Annotated in this window: 18 protein-coding genes; 10 read left to right on the top strand and 8 right to left on the bottom strand. The window is 35.0% G+C overall.

Annotated features, from left to right (window positions below; translation table 11 throughout):
• Positions 1-172: 172 nt before the first annotated feature.
• Positions 173-802, top strand: coding sequence for a DUF4230 domain-containing protein (locus EG814_RS13885; RefSeq protein ID WP_125722503.1), 630 nt, complete (start codon positions 173-175; stop codon positions 800-802).
• A 264-nt stretch (positions 803-1066) separates the two neighbouring features.
• Here EG814_RS13885 and EG814_RS13880 read toward each other — a convergent pair whose 3' ends face one another.
• Together EG814_RS13880 and EG814_RS13875 are read right to left on the bottom strand one after the other, a co-directional pair.
• Positions 1067-2821 carry an aromatic amino acid hydroxylase gene (locus EG814_RS13880; RefSeq protein ID WP_125722502.1) on the bottom strand — a complete coding sequence of 585 codons (1755 nt, stop codon included), beginning with the start codon at positions 2819-2821 and terminating at the stop codon, positions 1067-1069.
• A gap of 150 nt (positions 2822-2971) precedes the next feature.
• Positions 2972-3382, bottom strand: coding sequence for a group III truncated hemoglobin (locus EG814_RS13875; protein ID WP_125722501.1), 411 nt, complete (start codon positions 3380-3382; stop codon positions 2972-2974).
• Positions 3383-3757: 375 nt separating this feature from the next.
• Between EG814_RS13875 and EG814_RS13870 the strand changes: the two genes are divergently transcribed.
• On the top strand, positions 3758-5923 hold the full coding sequence (locus EG814_RS13870) for an RICIN domain-containing protein (RefSeq protein ID WP_125722500.1): 2166 nt from the start codon (positions 3758-3760) through the stop codon (positions 5921-5923).
• Between the two features lie 78 nt (positions 5924-6001).
• Here the strand turns inward: EG814_RS13870 and ilvA are convergent, their stop codons facing one another.
• The 5 genes from ilvA to EG814_RS13845 form a co-directional block, all read right to left on the bottom strand.
• Positions 6002-7246 carry a threonine ammonia-lyase IlvA gene (gene ilvA / locus EG814_RS13865; RefSeq protein WP_125722499.1) on the bottom strand — a complete coding sequence of 415 codons (1245 nt, stop codon included), beginning with the start codon at positions 7244-7246 and terminating at the stop codon, positions 6002-6004.
• A gap of 407 nt (positions 7247-7653) precedes the next feature.
• Complete coding sequence (locus tag EG814_RS13860; protein WP_125722498.1) at positions 7654-8193, bottom strand: DUF4136 domain-containing protein; 540 nt, start codon at positions 8191-8193, stop codon at positions 7654-7656.
• Positions 8194-8222: 29 nt separating this feature from the next.
• The gene (locus EG814_RS13855; protein WP_125722497.1) at positions 8223-10199 is read right to left on the bottom strand and encodes a urocanate hydratase; all 1977 of its coding nucleotides are present in this window, start codon (positions 10197-10199) and stop codon (positions 8223-8225) included.
• A gap of 531 nt (positions 10200-10730) precedes the next feature.
• Entirely contained in the window at positions 10731-11705 is a 975-nt protein-coding gene (locus tag EG814_RS13850) for a 2-hydroxyacid dehydrogenase (RefSeq protein WP_125722496.1), read from the bottom strand.
• 10 nt (positions 11706-11715) lie between these two features.
• Positions 11716-11895 (bottom strand): DUF5522 domain-containing protein, encoded by a 180-nt coding sequence (locus EG814_RS13845; RefSeq protein ID WP_095928730.1) that lies wholly within the window; start codon positions 11893-11895, stop codon positions 11716-11718.
• Between the two features lie 114 nt (positions 11896-12009).
• Between EG814_RS13845 and EG814_RS13840 the strand changes: the two genes are divergently transcribed.
• The 5 genes from EG814_RS13840 to hemL are packed head-to-tail and all read left to right on the top strand — an operon-like array spanning position 12010 to position 15750.
• Positions 12010-12339, top strand: a complete 330-nt coding sequence (locus EG814_RS13840) for a hypothetical protein (protein ID WP_125722495.1) — start codon at positions 12010-12012, stop codon at positions 12337-12339.
• A 1-nt stretch (position 12340) separates the two neighbouring features.
• Positions 12341-13249 carry a 1-aminocyclopropane-1-carboxylate deaminase/D-cysteine desulfhydrase gene (locus tag EG814_RS13835; RefSeq protein ID WP_125722494.1) on the top strand — a complete coding sequence of 303 codons (909 nt, stop codon included), beginning with the start codon at positions 12341-12343 and terminating at the stop codon, positions 13247-13249.
• Entirely contained in the window at positions 13242-14141 is a 900-nt protein-coding gene (locus EG814_RS13830; protein WP_125722493.1) for a glucosaminidase domain-containing protein, read from the top strand. Before EG814_RS13835 ends, EG814_RS13830 begins: the two co-directional genes overlap by 8 nt.
• Positions 14142-14171: 30 nt before the next feature.
• The gene (locus EG814_RS13825) at positions 14172-14423 is read left to right on the top strand and encodes a hypothetical protein (RefSeq protein WP_125722492.1); all 252 of its coding nucleotides are present in this window, start codon (positions 14172-14174) and stop codon (positions 14421-14423) included.
• A gap of 40 nt (positions 14424-14463) precedes the next feature.
• On the top strand, positions 14464-15750 hold the full coding sequence (hemL, locus tag EG814_RS13820) for a glutamate-1-semialdehyde 2,1-aminomutase (RefSeq protein WP_125722491.1): 1287 nt from the start codon (positions 14464-14466) through the stop codon (positions 15748-15750).
• Positions 15751-15791: 41 nt separating this feature from the next.
• Here the strand turns inward: hemL and EG814_RS13815 are convergent, their stop codons facing one another.
• On the bottom strand, positions 15792-16232 hold the full coding sequence (locus EG814_RS13815) for a hypothetical protein (protein ID WP_125722490.1): 441 nt from the start codon (positions 16230-16232) through the stop codon (positions 15792-15794).
• 286 nt (positions 16233-16518) lie between these two features.
• Here EG814_RS13815 and EG814_RS13810 point away from each other — a divergent pair, with 286 nt between their 5' ends.
• The 3 genes from EG814_RS13810 to EG814_RS13800 are packed head-to-tail and all read left to right on the top strand — an operon-like array spanning position 16519 to position 20678.
• On the top strand, positions 16519-17991 hold the full coding sequence (locus EG814_RS13810; protein ID WP_125722489.1) for an MFS transporter: 1473 nt from the start codon (positions 16519-16521) through the stop codon (positions 17989-17991).
• Between the two features lie 18 nt (positions 17992-18009).
• Entirely contained in the window at positions 18010-19602 is a 1593-nt protein-coding gene (locus EG814_RS13805) for a magnesium transporter MgtE N-terminal domain-containing protein (protein WP_125722488.1), read from the top strand.
• 26 nt (positions 19603-19628) lie between these two features.
• Positions 19629-20678 (top strand): MFS transporter, encoded by a 1050-nt coding sequence (locus EG814_RS13800; protein ID WP_125722487.1) that lies wholly within the window; start codon positions 19629-19631, stop codon positions 20676-20678.
• Positions 20679-20729: the final 51 nt, after the last annotated feature.

The raw sequence follows: 20729 nt of genomic DNA, 5'->3' as shown, positions 1-20729 counted from the left end.
TTTTTCGCCACGAATTCACGAATTGGCACAATTTATATTTTATTAAATTTTAATTTCACGAATTGGAATTTGTGAAATTAGAAATAATACAAACAAAATGATTAGAGTTAATTCGTGAATTCGTGGCGAAAAAGAAAAAAATGAGTTAATTTGGTCTAAAATATTTTAGAGAATGCAAAACTTGATCAAGAGAATTTTAGGAATCACTGTAATCGTCATATTAATTGTTCTGGCTTTTAAATATTGCCAGTTCAAAAAAGAGGATGATTCTGATTTGGAATATAATACCAACTTGATTCAGCAGCAGATTCTTAACGTTGGAAAATTGGTAGTTACCGAAGGACATTTCTCTGAAGTAGTGACCTATAAAAACCAGCAGAAATATTTTTTGGATATGATTTCTTTTGAAAAAAAAGCTTTAATTGTCGTTAATGCCGACGTTACTGTTGCTTACGATTTGCATCAAATGAAATATGACATTGACGAAAAAAACAAAACCATCACGATTTTAAATATTCCGAAAGAAGAAATTAAAATCAATCCCGATATTAAATTTTACGATGTAGAACAAAGCAAACTAAACCCATTTACGGGAGACGATTACAATAAAATCAACAAATCGGTAAAAGCTAATCTGGCAAAAAAAATCGAAAATTCACCTCTTAAAAAGAATGCCCAAAATCGACTAATCAGCGAGTTGTCTAAGATTTTAATTCTAACCAATTCAATGGGCTGGACATTGCAATACAACGGAAAGACTATCGAATCTGAAAAAGAATTTACAGAAGACCTCAAATTGTAGGGTTTTGCCACGAAGGTACTGAGGCTGAGGTACTAAGCTTTTGTTTTAATGCCACAGATTAAAAGATTAAAAAGGATTTTGCTAATTTTTTATCATTTCTAAGAAGGAGAAAAAAATGCTGCACAATCTCCAAAATCTCGAGAAAAAACTCTGCGACTTCGCGACTTTTCGAGATTAAAAAAAATCTGCGCACATCAGCATAAATCAATAAAATCTGTTTGAAATAAAAACTTCGCGTCTTAGTGCCTTCGTGGCAAAAAAAAATTAAACTTTCGCAGTAGAAAAAATCAAATCCAAACCCCCAGAAATTAAGTGAGCAACTTCAGGACGTTTTGCTTTCAGTTGTTCTAAATGAGTTAAAACTTCCTGTAAAAGAGGATCCGAAGAATCTTTTAAAAGCTCGGCAATTTCAACAGAAAGCAACCAGTCATTTGTATGGTTTTCTTTTAATTTATGAAAGATATTTTGAAGCTCCGTTTTGCTTTCTTTGTTTTCACGAATGGTACGAACAGCAGCATATAAAAACTCCAATTCGTCACGTTCATCCGTATGTTTTGCTTTAATGGTTTGCGTAGATGGAACAATATTAATTAAGTCAAAACTATTTACATCAGCTGGACCAGAAAAAGCAGAAATCACTTTTTTACCAATCGCCATATCGTAGTTACCCCATTCTGGCTGAAACAAAATAGTTTCGCCATGAGTTACGGTGCAATTTCTAAAACTAATTAAAATAATTTCTCCGTGTAAATTTCGAGATCCTGTAATTATTTCACCTTCAACGATGATATTGCCTTCAAATTCCAATTTCACCGTTTCATTTTCAACAATACTATAAGCCTGTAAATCTTTCGGACTCATATCTTCAATCGCCAGATTAAAACCTTTCAGTTTCCCAATCGGACTTCCAAATCCGTGTGGATGCGTTAAAGTTCCATGACCTACTAACTCTTTTTCGCGGTAAGCCAAAGCCGTTTTTCCAGTAGTCTGAATATAAACAGGTTTATGATCTTCTTCAATTACATTGGTAAAAACTCCCGAAATTTGTAAACCAGTACTCAATTCAATCGTTCCTAAAGCATTCGATTGAATCAGTTTTTGAATTCCCGAAAGACCTCCAGTTCTTAAAGCCATTTTATTGGCAAATTCTTCCAAAATCAAACTCAAATGAGAAAAAGTAGGCGTTACATACAGCTGAGGCTGTAATTGTGTAATATCAAAATTCTGATTGGCCGCCGAAATATCATAAGGGATTTTTTTCACATTATCAGTCATACAATGGGCGCTTTCACCAATAGAAGAAAGTAATCCCGCGCCGTAGATTTTCGGGTTTTCGACCGTTCCAATCAATCCGTATTCAACTGTCCACCAATGCAAGTTTCTTATTTGAGCCATTTCAGATAATTCTCCCATATCATTCTGTAAATCGGCAACCGCTTTTTCAGCTTCATCGATTTTTTCCTGCGGCGTATCTTCTGCCTCTTTTAAGATAGAAAGCAGACGAATCGCTTCGTACATCTGATAATCTTTATGTGAAGAAATTGCTTTACAGCCAATTTCACCAAAACGTCTTAAATATTCCGCATATTCAGGATTGGCAATAATAGGAGCGTGACCAGCACCTTCGTGAATGATGTCTGGAGCAGGAGTATATTCTATATGTTCTAATTGACGTATATCTGAAGCAATAACCAAAACATTATAGGCCTGAAATTCCATAAAAGCATTTGGCGGAATAAAACCATCGACTGCAACTGCCGCCCAGCCTATTTCGCTTAGAATTCGGTTCATGCCATACATGCTCGGAATAGAATCAATTTCGATTCCTGTTTTTTTTAATCCTTCCAAATACGAATGATGCGCCACTTTAGAAAGATAATCTACATTTTTACGCATAACATATCGCCAAACTGCCTGATTGATAGGAGTGTAATCGCTATAATCTTGAGGTTTAATGAATTGCTGTAAATGCTTAGGCAATCGATCTAAAAGCGGATTTGTTTCAATATTTGGATTCATTTCGAAAACGATGTAGATTAGATTGTAAAATTACGAATTTAACCTGCTTTTTCGGTGACATAAATCACAAATATTTTATAAGATATTAATTTTATTGCGTTATTATAGATTTTGGGGTTTAAAATTTAATCATAACTGAAATTTTAGATGTTATGATTTTTTTAGTGCATTTCTCATTTCATTCTCTGCATTTCTAAAATATTCAATTTTATGGCTAAACATAAAAGCCATATTGGTTGCGCGCATTTTGGCTTCCTCTGTTATAGGGCCAGCAAATTGAGCATCTATTGTTGAATTAAAAATGGCAATCCATCGATCAAAATGCGTTTTGTCTACAGGTAATTGCTTGTGCGGCGGAAATGGAGTTCCTGAGTAAGCGCGAACATCAAACAAAATCGTCTGCCAGAAATTGTACATCTTTTGTAAATGTGGTTCCCAGCGATCTTGAAGTTTATCATTAAAAATTGGACCAATTAAATCGTCTTTTCTAACATTACCATAAAAGCTGTTTACCATCTGCTGAATGTCTTCTATCGTAGAAATATCTTTTAAAGCTGTCATTTTATTGTATTTAAAGTAAAATGCAAAAGTACAATTTATCTTTCTTTTGCTTTGCTGATAATTGTCATATGCCTTTTAATTGCTGGAAAAATGACAATTTGTAAGGATTTGTATAGATTTTTTATTTTATGATGAGTTATTTCGCTTTTTTAAGGTAAGTTTTTTATGATTTTTTATTTTTTAAAACATTGTTTTTCAGTATTTTGAAAATCAATTAGATGAGTTTTTGTTATATCTTTTTTTTTAATTTGATGTGTATTTGTAAAGTAATAAAAATAATAATATTGTAAAAATACTCATAATATTGTGATGTTTTAGTAAAATAAAACTGAATAAATGAGAAAAAACTAATTATCAAACCAAAACCACAAAAAAATGCACAAAACTACTCAAACACCTACAGATCGGGTAAGTAAAGCGTTGAAACTTTTATGTTGCAGTACGCTTTTATTTATGAACAGCTTAAATGCTCAGACGGTAACTCCTTGGATCACCTCAGGAGATCAAAGCAAACTGCTTCAACAACAGTCAACAGTAAGTTTCGGAACCAATTCAGGAACCAATCCTTCTACTGTAACAGTAAATGCAGGAACTACTTATCAAACTATGGAAGGTTTCGGTTACACACTTACCGAAGGAAGCTGTGAAGTCATTGCTGGAATGGCAGCCACACAGCAAAACCAGTTATTGAACGATTTATACAATCCTACTACTGGATTAAATGCCAGTGTAGTTCGTATTAGTATTGCTGCTTCAGACTTAAGCAGTTCTTCTTACAGTTACAATGAAACTTCTGGAGATACAAATATGAACAATTTTAGTTTAAATGGACCAGATTTGACCTATTTAATTCCAATTATTAAAAAAATCCAGCTGATAAATCCAAACATTAAAATTCTGGCAACACCGTGGTCAGCGCCAAGATGGATGAAAACGAATGGTTCCTGGATAGGAGGAAGTCTGCAAACGCAATATTATGCCGCTTATGCAAAATATTTTGTAAAGTATCTTCAGGCAATGCAGGCACAGGGAATTCCGATTTGGGCCATTACACCTCAAAACGAACCTGAAAATCCACATAACGAACCTAGTATGCTGATGAATTCTACAGAACAAAAGAATTTTATCAATCAGCAGTTAGGGCCTCAAATGGCAGCGGCGGGTTTTGGAAATGTAAAAATTATTGCTTTCGATCATAATTGCGATAATACAGCTTATCCAATTGATGTTTTAAATAACAGCAGTTATGTTGATGGCGCGGCATTTCACTTGTATTTAGGAAATATCTCGGCAATGTCAACAGTAAAAAATGCTACTAATAAGAACGTTTATTTTACAGAACAATATACGGGTGCTGGCGGAAACTTCGGCGGTGATTTTGGATGGCACATGCAAAATGTAGTTATCGGAAGCACAACAAACTGGTCTAAAACAGTTTTAGAATGGAATGCGGCAAATAATCCAAGTATGGGCCCAAGAACTCCTGGAGGATGCACCTCTTGTTTAGGAGCCATTACGGTAAATAATAGTACAAGTTATACTAAGAATGTGGCGTATTACATTATCGGGCAGATTTCAAAATTTGTAAAACCAGGAGCAGTTAGAATTGCAGCTTCAAGTTCAAGCGGAAGCATTCTTTCTGTCGGATTTAAAAATCCTGATGGATCTACGGCATTGTTAGTTTATAATTCTGGAGGATCATCCAATACGATAAAAGTGGTTTCGGGATCGTCAGCATTTAATTATGCGGTTCCAGCGTCTTCTGCGGTGACATTTAATTGGGGAGCTACAACTCCGCCTGTTACGGGTTTTCCGGGTTATTACAATATTATTTCGCGAAACAGTAATAAAGGTTTAGACGTTGCAGATAATTCAACAACAAGCGGAAGCAGAATTCAGCAGTACGATATTACAAACGGAGGCGGAAGTAACCAGCGTTGGAAATTTGTTTCTGACGGAAACGGAAATTATTACATCATAGTAAAATCAACAGGAATGTATTTGGCTGTTGAAAATAATGGAACTGGTGATGGCTTAAAAGTACAGCAGAAAACCTTCTCGTCTTCAAACGAATTTAAATGGACGGTTACAAGTCTTGGCGGTGGCTATTATAAAATTATAAATGTAAATAGCGGTAAATCTCTTGATGTGGAAAATGTTTCTACAGCAAACGGAGCAAATATTCAGGTTTGGGCTTATACAGGAGGTTTAAATCAGCAATGGCAGTTAGTACAAGTTGAATCTTTGGCAGCAAAAAGTGCTATAGTGGCAGAAACAGCTTCTATTGAAAATACAAGTTCAAATGACACGACAATTTTTGTCGATGAAGCAGATGATTCTTTAAAAATTGATACCAATCACGAAGGAGATGCCGATGTAGATATTTTTAATATAACTGGACAACCAGTTTTAAAGAAGAATGTAAATTTTGTAAAAGGAAATCAAGCTAAAATCGAAATTTCTAGATTGCCAAAGGGCGTTTACATCGTAAAAGTTAATGACAGTAAAGGTTCTTATTCGAAAAAAATCTTGAAGCAATAATAACATCCACAATTCAATTAGTAATTTGTATTGAATTTGAAAAGGCTGCCATCCCATCTGGCAGCCTTTGTCTTTTATTTAACCGATTAATTGTGTAAACAAATCCTGATTATCATTCAAATATTGAAATTCAAAACCATTTTCGGTCATTTTCAGTTTGATTGGCATAATATCATTTTTATTTTTCAATTCTAAACCAACCACAACAGAACCTACTTCACGGCTGTTTTTCTTAGCAAATTGAAAATAAGTGATGTCATCATCTGGGCCCAAAATATTATTGACAAATTCTTTTAATGCCCCCGGTCGTTGCGGAAACTGAATCATAAAATAATGCATTAAACCTTCGTAAAGTAAGGAACGTTCTTTTATTTCGGCAGTTCTTTCAATATCATTATTGCTTCCGCTCACAATACAGACCACATTTTTTCCTTTGATTTTTTCCTTATAAAAATCCAAAGCAGCAATTGTCAAAGCACCAGCGGGTTCTACAACCATAGCTTCTTCATTATACAATCTTAAAATTGTCGTGCAGACCTTTCCTTCAGGAACCAGAATAATATCTTCTAGATTGTATCGGCAGATTTCAAAAGTTTTATCGCCAACTTGTTTTACTGCTGCGCCATCTACAAATTTGTCAATAGTTTTTAAAGCGGTATTTTTGTTTTCTTCGATAGAAGTTTTCATTGAAGGCGCACCTTTTGGTTCAACACCAATTATTTTGGTATGCGGACTTAAATGCCTGAAAACTTCAGACAAACCAGATGCCAGCCCACCACCGCCAATGGGAACAAACACATAATCGATTGGTTCTTTAAAACTTTCTAAGATTTCTAATCCAACAGTTCCTTGGCCAGCGATTACTTTTTCATCATCAAAAGGATGAATAAATGTTTTGTGATTTTTGATGGCATCGGCCGTTGCAGAAGCATAAGCATCATCAAAAGTATCTCCCGTTAAAACAATTTCAACAAACGATTTTCCGAATAATTGGACTTGTTTTACTTTTTGTTTTGGAGTGGTTTTTGGCATGTAAATTTTACCATGAATCTTTAAAAGATTGCAGGAATAAGCAACACCTTGAGCGTGATTTCCAGCGCTGGCGCAAACAATTCCGTTAGCTTTTTCTTTTTCATTTAAAGAAGAAATCTTATTGTACGCACCCCTAATTTTATACGAACGAACAATTTGTAAATCTTCTCTTTTTAATAAAATAGTAGATTCAAATTCGTCTGAAAGATTTAAATTTTGGGTAAGGGGAGTGGCAGCAACGACATCTTCGAGCTGCTTTTTTGCGTTTAATACTTCGTTAAATAAACTCATAGTAGTGTGTTTTATTTTTGCCACAGATTAAAAGAATTAAAAGGATTTTTAATCTGTGTGGATATTTGTTTTTTTTAGCCACGAATTCACGAATTTCTATATTTTCATCTTCAGAAGGAAATTTTCAGAAGGAAATCTTCAGAAAAATAATTTGCGAAAATTTGTGCAATTTGTGGTTGAATATTTCTTTTCGCCAAACAGCAAAAAAAAATTCGTGAATTCGTGGCTAACTTTTTTATCATTAAAAATAAAAAACCTCCCAATTGGGAGGTTTCTATACATTATATTTTACATACTTATATAACACCTCGCCACTACTGCTGAATTGCAATAATGCTAATAATAGCGATAATAATGTTAGTATAGTTTTTCATTTTTCTAGCTGATTGAAAAGCAAATGTAAATAATTATTTTTTTACTGGCGGATATTGTGCTAAAATTTTGCCTACAAACTCAGCAATTCTTTCGTCTTTTTTATCGATGTTTCTTGTCAAAGTTCCAATTCCTTCACCTTGCCAGATCATTTCTTTCTTTTTAGCATCGATCAAATCAATGTACAAAGTGCCTTCTGTAGAAGTCGAAACAGTTGTCTGGTTTCCTCCGTACATCATCCACGGATTCCAACCCCAACCCCAGCCGTAACCCCAGCCAGCACTAAATTGGTTTACATCTACCTGCTCTCTAGATTTCGTAAAAATATTTACTAATAAATCAGGATTTTCGCTTTTGGTAAAACCTTTAGCCTGCATTTGGTCATCAATAGCGCGTAAAATTCTTCTTTTATCTAAATCTGATATTTCAACCTTGTCAATTCCCGGCTTAAAATAAGCATATGTTTTATAAGGCGCAAAATCGACAGTTTTGTCATAATCAGAATAAACAGTCACAGTACTGCATGAAGTAAGTACCAGTAGCAGTAATAACGGAATTAACTTTAGTGTTTTCATATATTCAAAAATTAAGTGTTCAGTTTTAGTTAAAGTAAACTTTCGTCAACTAGATTTGGCAAAGTCACTTTTAATAAAGGCTCAACTTCGATAGCACGTTTTATAGCAAAAACAGCACCTTCATTTCGAGCCCAGCTTCTTCTTGAAATTCCGTTGTTAACATCCCAGAAAAGCATTGATGCTAAACGCTTTGAAGCCTCTGTAGAACCATCAAGAACCATACCAAAGCCACCGTTTATAACCTCGCCCCAGCCAACGCCACCGCCGTTATGTATGGAAACCCAAGTTGCTCCTCTAAAACTATCTCCAATTACGTTATGTATTGCCATATCTGCCGTAAAACGAGAACCGTCATAAATATTTGAAGTTTCTCTGTAAGGAGAATCAGTTCCTGAAACATCATGATGATCACGCCCTAAAACGACAGCACCAATTTCGCCTTTTGCAATGGCCTGATTAAAAGCTTCGGCAATTTTGATTCGACCTTCAGCATCAGCATACAAAATACGAGCTTGGGAACCTACAACCAGTTTGTTTTCTTGTGCTCCTTTAATCCATTTAATGTTATCCTGCATTTGCTGCTGAATTTCATTTGGAGCCGTTTTAGCCATTTCTTCTAAAACCTGACAAGCAATAGCATCTGTTTTTAGTAAATCTTCAGGTTTTCCAGAAGTACAAACCCAACGAAAAGGGCCAAAACCGTAGTCGAAACACATTGGTCCCATAATATCCTGAACGTAACTTGGATATTTAAAATCGATATTATTTTCTGCCATAACATCGGCACCAGCGCGAGAAGCTTCTAATAAAAAGGCATTTCCGTAATCGAAGAAATACGTTCCTTTTGCCGTATGTTTGTTAATGGCATCTGCATGTCTGCGTAAAGATTCCTGAACTTTTTCTTTGAATAATTCTGGATTTTCAGCCATCATTTTATTAGCATCTTCAAACGAAATTCCTACTGGATAATAACCTCCGGCCCAAGGATTATGAAGTGAAGTCTGGTCTGAACCTAAATCAATTTTAATATTTTCTTTGTCAAAACATTCCCAAACATCAACGACATTTCCTAAGTAGGCAATAGAAACCGTTTCTTTTTTGGCTTTCGCCGAATTTACTCTGGCAACCAATTCTTCGGTTGAGGTTACAATTTCGTTAATCCAACCTTGCTCGTGACGAATTTTAGTAATCTTCGGATTTACCTCAGCACAAACCGTAATACAGCCCGCAATATTTCCCGCTTTTGGCTGTGCGCCTGACATTCCGCCAAGACCAGAAGTCACAAATAAATTGCCTTCCGGATTTTGTTTTATTTTTCTAAAACCATTCAAAACCGTAATCGTAGTTCCGTGTACAATTCCTTGTGGACCAATATACATATAACTTCCCGCCGTCATTTGTCCGTATTGCGAAACTCCTAAAGCATTCATTTTTTCCCAATCGTCAGGTTTAGAATAATTCGGGATCACCATTCCGTTGGTAACCACAACTCTCGGCGCTTCTTTATGCGAAGGGAATAGTCCCATTGGATGTCCTGAGTACATCGTTAAAGTCTGTTCATCTGTCATTTCAGACAAATACTGCATCGTCAATAAATATTGCGCCCAGTTCTGGAAAACAGCTCCGTTTCCGCCATACGTAATCAATTCGTGCGGGTGCTGTGCTACAGCATAATCCAGATTGTTCTGAATCATGTGCATAATCGCTTTTGCCTGCAATGATTTTCCAGGATATTCCTCAATCGGTCTTGCATACATTTTATAATTTGGACGAAGGCGATACATATAAATACGTCCGTAAGTTTCTAATTCTTCTGAAAATTCAGGAATTAATTCGGCGTGATGTTTTGGATCGAAATAACGTAAAGCATTTTTCAACGCCAGCTTTTTTTCTTCTGCCGAAAGAATTTCTTTTCGTTTAGGCGCATGATTTATAGCCGGATCGTATGCTTGCTTTGAAGGTAAAACCGAAGGTATTCCTTGTTGTATTTGTTCTTTGAAAGTCATTTTTTTAAAGGTGCTAAGTTGCTGAGGTTCTAAGGTGCTAAGCTTTAGATTCTTCGAGCAAATATTTTTTTATAAATATGTCGCTCCTCTGGAGCTTTTTTCTGCGTACGAATATTGTGATTCTATAAATATGTAACTCCTCTGGAGTTTTTTCATCCTTTAATTTTGCATGTGAATATACTTCTATGCAAATTAATTCTCAATGAAGTTTTTAAGCCTTGGAAAGGCGAAATGTTTATAGAAAAATTATAATCCATTAACATAAAGCTCCAGCGGAGCTAAATATTGAATTTTAGCTTGGAATTTGGTCCCGAAGCCTCGGGATAAAAATTGGAATTTTCCAATAATTATCTAATTCCCAATTTTCTAATTAAAAAACTAAGGATAACGGATATCCGACCGATGATACGACTTATAAATCGTAATCTTAAACTTTCTTGAACGAATATCCATATATGTTATTTTAGATTTCTGATTTTAGATTTTCGATTGGAATTTGGTCCCGAAGCCTCGGGATAAAAAAATTGAGATTTATTTATAAACTTCCTCATTTACACAAAATGGCATTTTTTTATTCTCAAAAAGCGCAATTATATTTTGTGCAGCACAAACCGCCATTCCGATTCTGGCTTCGTAAGTTGCTGAGCCAATATGCGGCAGAATACAGCAATTTGGAAGCGACAATAACGGATTGTCCGACTTCATAGGTTCTGGATTTGTAACATCAAGTCCAGCGCCCCAAATTATGTTGTTTGTTAAAGCGTGAAATAAATCCTCTTCATTATGAAATTTTCCTCTTGCCGTGTTGATGAATATTGCATTAGATTTCATTTTGGCAAAAGTATTTTTATTGAAAAGCTCATTATTTTCTTCGCTATAATTTGAATGAATACTTAAAACATCACTTTCTTCAAGTAACGTTTCAAAATCTACATATTTTGCGTCCAATTCTTTTTCAGCAACTTCATTATGAGAACGATTATGATAAATAATATTCATTCCAAATGCAGCTTTACATTTTTTAGCCATTTCAAAACCAATTCTTCCTAAACCAAAAATACCCAGCGTTTTGCCATAAAGTTCTTGTCCTAAATTGGCTAACGGATCGAAACTTCCCCAATCATCATTTAGAATTCTTTTATGATTAAAGAATGATTTTCTTGCCACGCTTTGCATCAATAAAAAAGCAACATCAGAAGTGGCTCTGCTCAGCACATCGGGAGTATTCCCAACTGGAATTTTTCTTTTATTTGCTGAGGGAATATGAACAGAATCAAATCCGACAGAAAACAAAGCAATGCCTTTTAAATTGGGACATTGTTCAAAAAAATCTTCATCCAATTTATTGGTTCCAACATTCAAAAGAGCATCGTTTTCCTGACACATTTTTATAAATTCTTTTCTTGACAAAACATTTTCAGTTGGGTTTATCGTAAGATTTATGCCTTTTTCCTGAAGCAATTTAATGCCTTCTTCGGGTATATTTTTATTGATAAAAACCTTCATTTGTGGTATTCTAATTTTTATTTATTCTTCCTGTTTTTTTATCATATCCGTACGGACAATGACGACAGCCACTTTTACAGCAGTAACCGCGTTTTAAATGATGTTTTTCGGTAAAGCATTTATAACCTTCAGGAGTATAGTAGAAATCTTCTCCTTCGATTAATTTATTTTCATTACTTTGCTCTTTCATAAATCTGCTTCAGGTCCTTTTTCGAATAACGAAAATCAAAAATATAAATATTTGATTATGATTTTATTGAAATCGAACAATTTTATAGCTACAAATTTATAAATTTTACAGCCAATGTTTCTTATTGTTGCTAAATATTTAATTCCGAAAGGATATCGAGGAATGGCTTTATTTCCTTTCGTTTTGGTTAAATATGATTTTGATAAATCAAACGGAACATTCGTCAATCATGAAAAAATACATTTGAGACAACAGCTTGAAATGCTAGTTCTTCCGTTTTTTATCTGGTACGTTTTAGAATTTTTTATTCGCCTGATTCAATACAAAAACAAAGATTTAGCTTATCGAAATATTAGTTTTGAAAGAGAAGCGTATACTAAAGAAACAGATTTAAATTATCTTAAGAATCGACCTTTTTTCCAGTTTCTGCATTACATCAAATAAAATGAATCCAGTTTACAATCAATCCATCAATATTCAATTTCCTAATGCTATTTCTTTGACCATAAAGCGCGAAGATCAAAATCATCCTTTTATTTCTGGAAATAAACTTAGAAAATTGAAATACAATTTACTTCAGGCGAAAGCCGAAAATAAAAAAACACTGCTGACTTTTGGCGGTGCATTTTCTAATCATATTGCGGCTGTGGCTTATGCTGGAAAGGAGCAGGGTTTTAAAACTATCGGAATCATTCGCGGAGACGAACTTTCAGATAAAATTGAAGAAAATCCGACGCTGAAATTTGCTCAGGAAAACGGAATGCAATTTGAATTTGTTTCGAGAGAAGAGTATCGATTAAAAAACGAAATCTCTTTTATAGAAAAACTAAAAGACAAGTTTGGCGATTTTTATTTGGTTCCCGAAGGAGGTACAAACGAACTGGCGGTAAAAGGCTGCGAAGAGATTTTGACCAATGAAGATTCGGTTTTTAATTACGTTTGCTGTGCGGTTGGAACAGGTGGTACGATTTCGGGATTAATTAATAGTTCTCTGCAAAATCAGAAAATTTTGGGCTTTCCGGCGTTAAAAGGTGACTTTTTACAAGATGAAATTCGTATTTTTGCAAAACAAGATAACTGGAATTTAATTTCTGACTATCATTTTGGAGGCTACGGCAAAATAAATTTAGAATTAATTGAATTTATTAATGCTTTTTTTGAAGAGACAAAAGTGCCCTTAGATCCAATTTATACGGGAAAGATGGTTTTTGGCGTTATAGATTTAATCGGCAAAAATTATTTTCCTGCACATTCTAAAATTTTACTCATTCACACAGGCGGATTGCAGGGAATTGACGGAATGAATATAAAGTTGAAGCAGAAGAAATTACCAATACTCAAAACCAATGATTAAAAAAATTGTATTACTTCTCGTAATATTAGCTTTAGCAAGCTGCTCTTCTAGTAAGCCTGCCATCGCGACGACTAAAAAAGCGGCTGCAGTTCAGGCTCGAACGGCTGCAACAAAAAGAAATAATCCTGCTAAACCAATCGGTAAAAATTATCCTTCTACAAATAATAAAACTGAGGTTATTCAGTCTACTTCAAAAACAGTTGTAACTAGCGATTTAATCAATAATTATATTCTACAGTATCAAGAAATTGCAGTAGGAAACATGAAAACGTACGGAATTCCAGCAAGTATTATTCTAGCGCAGGGAATTTTAGAATCGGGCGCAGGGCGTGGCGATTTGGCTCTAGAAGCTAATAATCATTTCGGAATTAAATGTCATAAAGATTGGTTGGGCGAAAGTGTTCGTCATGATGATGATTCGGCGCAGGAATGTTTTAGAAAATACCCTCAGGCATCTGAATCGTATAGAGATCACGCTTTATTTTTAGTGGGTAAAAAAAGATATGAATCGTTATTTACATACGAAAAAGACGATTACAAAGCTTGGGCAAAAGGCTTAAGAGCTTGCGGTTATGCAACCGACCCGAAATATCCGGATAAATTAATTAGTTATATTGAGCGTTACAATCTGCATCAGTACGATTGTCAGGTTACAGGAAAAAACTATGTGCCAATTAATACTTCGGCTCCAACAAGAAGTTCTTCTTCAGTAGCGTATTCCGATCCTAAAATAAATATGAATCCTTATGACCCAAATTTATACGAAGTTCAAAAAGGAGATACACTATATTCAATTTCAAAAAAATTCAATTTATTGGTCGAAGATTTAAAGAGAAAAAATAATCTGACGGATAATGCTATTTCGATAGGACAGAGGCTTAAAGTGAAATAATAATTATGATTTATTAATTATAAATTATTAATGGAAAGGAAAATAGGAATTGGGATTTTTATTTTTGCGATAGCATTGACAGTTAGATTTTTCTGTGGAGTTTATCATCATGATGAGTTTCCAGAAACACACTTTTTTGTAAAACACAGACCAATTTGGAAATGGACTTTTCATTCGCCACTAGGAATGTCCGATTCAGGGATTGAAGAACTTTCAAAAGAAGAACAAATAGAACAACAATATTTCAATGAGTTTGTAAGAAATCAAGGTTTAAGCAGATAAGTTAAATCTAAAATCTAAACTCAAAAATCTAAAATTAAAAATGTTATATAAAAGAAGTAGTCAGCTTTTTGCTGAAGCAGAAAAAGTAATTCCGGGAGGAGTAAATTCACCAGTAAGAGCATTTAAAGCCGTTGGCGGAACTCCGATTTTTGTAAAAAGTGCTAAAGGCGCTTATTTATATGATGAAGACGGAAATAAATTAATCGATTATATCAACTCTTGGGGGCCAATGGTTTTAGGTCACGCATATCAGCCGGTTGTTGACGCTGTGATCGAAAAAGCAAAACTAGGAACTTCATTTGGAATGCCAACCGAATTGGAAACGGAAATCGCTGCTTTGGCTGTTTCTATGGTTCCGAATATCGATAAAATTCGTTTTGTAAATTCTGGTACAGAAGCCTGTATGAGTGCGATTCGTCTGGCTCGCGGATTTACAAAAAGAGATAAAATTATAAAATTTGCAGGTTGCTACCACGGACATTCTGATTCATTCTTGATTCAGGCAGGAAGTGGAGCGGTTACTTTTGGTTCGCCAAACAGCCCTGGAGTTACAGAAGGGACTGCAAAAGATACTTTGTTGGCAAAATACAATGATTTAGAAAATGTAAAAACATTGGTTGAAGCTAATAAAGGAGAAATTGCTGCCATTATTATCGAAGCCGTTGCTGGAAATATGGGATGTATTGTTCCTAAAGAAGGATTCTTGCAAGGGCTAAGAGATTTGTGTACTGCAAACGGAATCTTATTGATTTTTGATGAAGTAATGACAGGTTTCCGTTTAGCTCGCGGCGGTGTTCAGGAATTATATGGAATTGATGCCGATATCGTGACTTTCGGAAAAGTGATTGGTGGCGGACTTCCTGTTGGAGCTTTTGCTGCACGAGAAGAAATCATGAATCAGTTAGCGCCTCTTGGGCCGGTTTACCAAGCGGGAACATTATCTGGAAATCCGTTAGCAATGGCGGCTGGATTGGCAATGTTGAAAGCGCTTGATAATGACAGAGAAATTTTTACTCGTTTAGAAGAAAAAACAGCTTATTTAGAAGCTGGAATTGATAGAGTTTTAAAAGCGAATAATGTTGTTTTTACAATCAATAGAGTGGGTTCTATGATTTCTGTTCATTTTGATGCAAATCCTGTTACCGATTTTCAATCTGCTGCAAAAGGAGATAACGAAACATTTAAGAAATTCTTCCACGGATTATTGCAGGAAGGCGTATACATTGCACCATCTGCATACGAAACCTGGTTTATTACAGATGCATTGACTTACGAAGATTTAGATTTTACAATCAATGCGATTGATAAAGTATCTAAAACATTATAATACAAAAAGGAGGCTTAAAGCCTCCTTTTTTTTGCTGCAAATTAATCATTAGTTTTTTTATGCTCTTTTGCTTTTTCTCGCATTTTATCTTTTTTCTGCTCTTGCAACGTTTTCCATTTTGTGTATTGATCTGCTTTTAAGATCGATTTCATTTTAGCATCGTTAGCCGCAACTTCATCTTCCATTTGTTTTTTGAAAGCTGCTTTTTCTTCAGCAGTAGGTTTAACATTACTGTCTTTTCTTTCTTTACGTGCTTCTTTAAATTTCTCTGCTTTAGCGCTTCTTTCAGCCAAAAGCTGTTTTACTTGTGCTTGCTGATTAGCATCTAAACTTAATTCGCTTGTCAATTTTTTAAGTTGTTTTTCATTACGTTGTTCCGGAGTCATTCTCTCTTTGTGCTCACGTGATGGTTTCTGATCTGTTTCTTGTGCAAAACTTGCTATTCCAACAAATAACATAGCCGCGATAAATAATTTTTTCATGTTAAGTTTTTTTAATTGTTATATCCATTAGACTTTAGGAATAGAAACAGGTTTAATCTGACTTTTAAAATTATAGATTATTTAACAAATTGAAGATCAGTTCTTTTTAAGAATGAGTTTAAATAAGATTAATATTTCGCTAAATATAGAATTGTAAGTGATTTACTTAAGATATTTTTTATAATTTTAGAAAACTATTGCTATTCAGTTATTTACGAATAGTGTTTCTAGGTTATCCCATATTTCAGTAATAGATTTTCAAAAACATAATTTAATACTTTATTCTATGGCAGATCTTTCCTTATCGCATCGTATTCTTTTTTTAAACACTTTAGCATTTACAATTTGTTTTGCCTGTTGGACACTCAACGGAGTACTGGTTACTTTTTTGGTTGATAAGGAGATTTTTGACTGGAATGTTGTACAGATCGGATGGCTTTTGGGAATTCCTGTACTCACAGGATCGATTATGAGATTGCCAATTGGAATTTTGACTGATAAATACGGCGGAAAAATAATATTTTCTGTATTGCTTTTACTCTGTTCCATTCCGCTTTTTCTTTTGCCTTTTGCTAATTCGTTCTGGAGTTTTGCCGTTCTAAGCTTTTTCTTCGGGTTGGTAGGAACAAGTTTTGCTGTTGGAATTGGCTATACATCAATTTGGTATCCAAAAGAATGGCAGGGGCGAGCCTTGGGAATTTTTGGGATGGGAAATGCCGGCGCGGCGATCACTACTTTTATCGCGCCTACGTTGTTGAATAATTTTTCCGAAAAAGATCCCGTAAATGGATGGAAAATGCTCCCGATTATTTATGGTGCGTCGCTGGTGATTATTGGTTTATTATTTATTGTTTTTGCTAAAAATAGAACCAATCAAGGCGTTTCAAAAAATATGTCCGAACTGCTTTCTCCATTAAAGAAAACTAGAGTTTGGCGTTTTGGAACGTACTATTTTTTAGTTTTCGGTTTTTTTGTTGCCTATTCACAATGGCTGCTTCCCAATTTTATGAATGTTTACGGCACCACTTTAGTAATGGGCGGAATGTTTGCTACAATGTTCAGTCTGCCTTCTGGTATCATTAGAGCTTTTGGAGGTTATCTCTCAGATAAATTTGGAGCAAGAAAAGTCATGTATTGGGTACTTGGATCTTCCATAATTATAAGTTTTCTGCTCATGTTTCCCAAAATGGAAATATTTACCGCTGGGCCTGGCGTTCTGGCATCAAATAACGGAACGGTTACAGAAATCGCTGCTGATAAAATTGTCGTAAGTGGAAAAGTTCATCAAATAACGGCTAAGAAAAAAACAGATACAGAAAATAATGCTGTTTTTCCGGTAAAAAACTATTGGCAGGAAATCGTTGTCAAACAAAATCAAGAGGTAAAAAAGAAGGAATTATTAGCGCGAGGAATTACGCAGATTAACTTCAGCGCCAATCTTTGGGTATATCTTGTTTTGGTGATACTTATAGGAATTTCGTGGGGAATTGGAAAAGCGGCCGTCTACAAACATATTCCAGAATATTTTCCTAATGAAATTGGAGTAGTAGGTGGAATGGTAGGACTTATTGGTGGGCTAGGCGGTTTCTTCGGTCCGATAATCTTTGGCTACCTGCTAGATTACACTGGACTTTGGACCAGTTCATGGATTTTCATTTTTATACTTTCTGTGCTCTGTCTTTTGTGGATGCATAGGACAATCATTAAAGCAATGAGAAAGAAATCACCAGATTTTACAAGACATATAGAGGATCATTAATTATAAAAATGAAAAAAGATGAAAACTTGGTTAGACAGATGGGAACCCGAAGATGAAGCCTTTTGGAATAATGGAGGAAGTAAAATAGCATGGAGAACGTTGATAATTACCACAGCGACACTAACCTTGTCTTTTGCTTCTTGGTTTATGATGAGCGTTATCGCAGTAAAATTGCCAGGTCTTGGATTTAATTTTTCTAAAGACCAGCTGTTTTGGCTAACGGCAATCCCAGGATTGGCAGCGGGATTTCTTCGAATTATCCACACCTTTATTTTGCCAATATTTGGTACCAGACATGTAGTGTCATTTGCCACACTGCTAAAATTAATTCCCGTAATCGGAATTGGTTTTGCCATTATGAATGTAAATACGCCTTTTTGGGTTTTTGCAGTTTTAGCTTTTACAACAGGTTTTGGAGGTGGAGATTTCTCTTCCTATATGCCAAGTACAAGTCTGTTTTTTCCGCAGCGATTAAAAGGAACGGCTTTGGGTTTACAGGCCGGAATTGGAAATTTTGGGGTTTCAATCGCGCAATTTGTTACGCCTCTTATAATCAGTATTGGAATTTATGGCGCGGCATCGACTTTCACGAGCGTTGATCCTAAAGAAACACTGGCTCTTTTGCAAACATCAAGTTTAGAAAAACAAAAAGAAGTTTTTGCAACTTTTGATGTAGAAATGCAGTCAAAAATACTTGCCAACATAAAGCAAAATGTCAAAGATTCGGTAAGTAACGCCGTAAACTCAACCGATAATGTAGCGATCTTTAATGCGTTACCCATAAAAGCAAAAGCAAAAGCCATTGCAAACGCAAATCCGAAACTGGCAGAAAAAATCTTAGACAACATTAAACCTGATAATACAGCAGTTAAAAAATCAGAAATCTACTTGCAGTCTGCAGCATTTTGGTACGTTCCTTTTTTAATAATTATGGCAATTTTAAGCTGGGTTTATTTAAAAAGTATTCCAATGATGGCATCTGTAAAAGAGCAAATGGATATTTTTTCCAATAAACATACTTGGTATTGTACCATTACATATATAATGACCTTTGGAACTTTTGCGGGATTATCGGCAGCCTTTCCCTTAATGATAAAATTTCTTTACGGAGATTTTCCTAATCCGCCAGATCCTTTAGTATATGCATTCTACGGACCATTATTAGGTTCTGCAAGCCGAATTGCATTTGGGTTTGTTGCCGATAAAGTTGGCGGAGCAATTTTAACTACCATTACAGGTTTGGGAATTTTGGTGGGATCGATCATTTTAGTAACAGAAGGATTAGTTGCTCCTACAAGTATGGAGCAGTTTCCACTTTTTGTAACGGTAATCCTAGCCATGTTCTTTTTTACAGGAATTGGAAATGCTGGGACTTTTAGACAATATCCAATCATTTTTAAAGAAAATCCGCGCCAAGCAGCAGGAGTAATTGGCTGGACAGCGGCAATCGCAGCTTTTGGACCATTCATATTTTCTAAATTAATTGGGAATAATATTTCTGCAAATGGAACTGTAGATCAGTTTTTTATTGGCGTTGCTTTATATACTGTATTGGCAACGGCTATCAATTGGTGGTTTTACAATCGTAAAAATTGTGAAAAGCCAAGTTAATAGGCAATTATTAAATTTAATTTAAGATGAAAGAAAGAACATTTAATACGAAAGCGTTATTAATTGCAACGGCAGCTTCAGTTTTTATGGTCGTATTGGTTTTTTATGGATCAAGAAAACTGCAGAATTTTGATGCCGCTTTAGTAACCTATCTCTTCGGAACTCTCTTTGCATTTTTTGGAGTTGTATATCGATATACGGTTTGGCTGCAGCGCCCGCCAACATGGATGTATTTTAAACGCGGCATCAATTTTCTATTTACAGGAAAAGTATTTTCGCATTTATGGTTTCTGACGAAAGAATCGGTTGAGAATATTGCTTTTCAAAAATTCATTTACCCAAGAGGAAAATACCGCTGGATAGCGCATTTTTGTATTGCAATTGGCTGTTTTTCTGCTTTTGCAATTACATTTCCGCTAACATTTGGATGGATTCATTTTACTCTGGCACCCAATTCCATTTCGGTTTACGAAGCCCATTTTTTTGGTTTTAAAGTAATGGATTTTGAATTGGATTCTATTATGGCATTTTTAACTTTTCATGCCTTAAACTGGTCTTCTTATTTGGTGATTATCGGATCTCTTTACTATCTAAGGCGCCGCTTAACCAATCCAGGATTAATTGCCACACAAACTTTTGAAGGCGATTTGCTGCCACTTCTTTTATTGATTGCAATTTCAGTAACAGGTTTATGCCTAACTTATTCTTATCAATTCATGAAAGGATTTGCGTATGATTTTCTGGCTGTAATTCACGCGGTTACAGTTATTATGTTTTTGATCTGGATTCCGTTTGGAAAATTCTTTCATATCATTCAGCGTCCGGCTCAGATTGGTGCACATATTTATAAAAAAGAAGGAATGAAAAAAGGAATAGCAATCTGTAAAGAAACGGGAAAACCTTTCGCAACGCAGCTTCATATCGATGACTTAAAAATAGTGACAAAACAGCTGGGTTTTGATTTTAGTGATGACGAAGGCAATTCGCATCTTGATTTAAGTCCAGAAGGAAAAAGAGACCGTCTAGCAAAAGCACATTTAAAAGCAAGATTAGAAGGCGGAAATTTATTTGGATAGAAAAAAATAGTTTCAAGTTTCTTTTGTTTCAAGTTTCAAGTTGACGTTCTG

It is taken from the genome of Flavobacterium ustbae (assembly GCF_003946915.1).
GTDB lineage: Bacteria > Bacteroidota > Bacteroidia > Flavobacteriales > Flavobacteriaceae > Flavobacterium > Flavobacterium ustbae.
The sequence above is the reverse complement of the archived record's forward strand: the minus strand, read 5'-3'. Positions and strand labels throughout refer to the sequence as shown.

Coding starts and splice junctions, on each gene's coding strand:
- EG814_RS13860 (WP_125722498.1), bottom strand. CDS start 8,193: ATGAAAACACTAAAGTTAATTCCGTTATTACTGCTACTGGTACTTACT.
- EG814_RS13870 (WP_125722500.1), top strand. CDS start 3,758: ATGCACAAAACTACTCAAACACCTACAGATCGGGTAAGTAAAGCGTTG.
- EG814_RS13840 (WP_125722495.1), top strand. CDS start 12,010: ATGTTTCTTATTGTTGCTAAATATTTAATTCCGAAAGGATATCGAGGA.
- EG814_RS13815 (WP_125722490.1), bottom strand. CDS start 16,232: ATGAAAAAATTATTTATCGCGGCTATGTTATTTGTTGGAATAGCAAGT.
- EG814_RS13810 (WP_125722489.1), top strand. CDS start 16,519: ATGGCAGATCTTTCCTTATCGCATCGTATTCTTTTTTTAAACACTTTA.
- EG814_RS13830 (WP_125722493.1), top strand. CDS start 13,242: ATGATTAAAAAAATTGTATTACTTCTCGTAATATTAGCTTTAGCAAGC.
- EG814_RS13880 (WP_125722502.1), bottom strand. CDS start 2,821: ATGAATCCAAATATTGAAACAAATCCGCTTTTAGATCGATTGCCTAAG.
- EG814_RS13800 (WP_125722487.1), top strand. CDS start 19,629: ATGAAAGAAAGAACATTTAATACGAAAGCGTTATTAATTGCAACGGCA.
- EG814_RS13885 (WP_125722503.1), top strand. CDS start 173: ATGCAAAACTTGATCAAGAGAATTTTAGGAATCACTGTAATCGTCATA.
- EG814_RS13855 (WP_125722497.1), bottom strand. CDS start 10,199: ATGACTTTCAAAGAACAAATACAACAAGGAATACCTTCGGTTTTACCT.
- ilvA (WP_125722499.1), bottom strand. CDS start 7,246: ATGAGTTTATTTAACGAAGTATTAAACGCAAAAAAGCAGCTCGAAGAT.
- EG814_RS13825 (WP_125722492.1), top strand. CDS start 14,172: ATGGAAAGGAAAATAGGAATTGGGATTTTTATTTTTGCGATAGCATTG.
- EG814_RS13845 (WP_095928730.1), bottom strand. CDS start 11,895: ATGAAAGAGCAAAGTAATGAAAATAAATTAATCGAAGGAGAAGATTTC.
- hemL (WP_125722491.1), top strand. CDS start 14,464: ATGTTATATAAAAGAAGTAGTCAGCTTTTTGCTGAAGCAGAAAAAGTA.
- EG814_RS13805 (WP_125722488.1), top strand. CDS start 18,010: ATGAAAACTTGGTTAGACAGATGGGAACCCGAAGATGAAGCCTTTTGG.
- EG814_RS13850 (WP_125722496.1), bottom strand. CDS start 11,705: ATGAAGGTTTTTATCAATAAAAATATACCCGAAGAAGGCATTAAATTG.
- EG814_RS13835 (WP_125722494.1), top strand. CDS start 12,341: ATGAATCCAGTTTACAATCAATCCATCAATATTCAATTTCCTAATGCT.
- EG814_RS13875 (WP_125722501.1), bottom strand. CDS start 3,382: ATGACAGCTTTAAAAGATATTTCTACGATAGAAGACATTCAGCAGATG.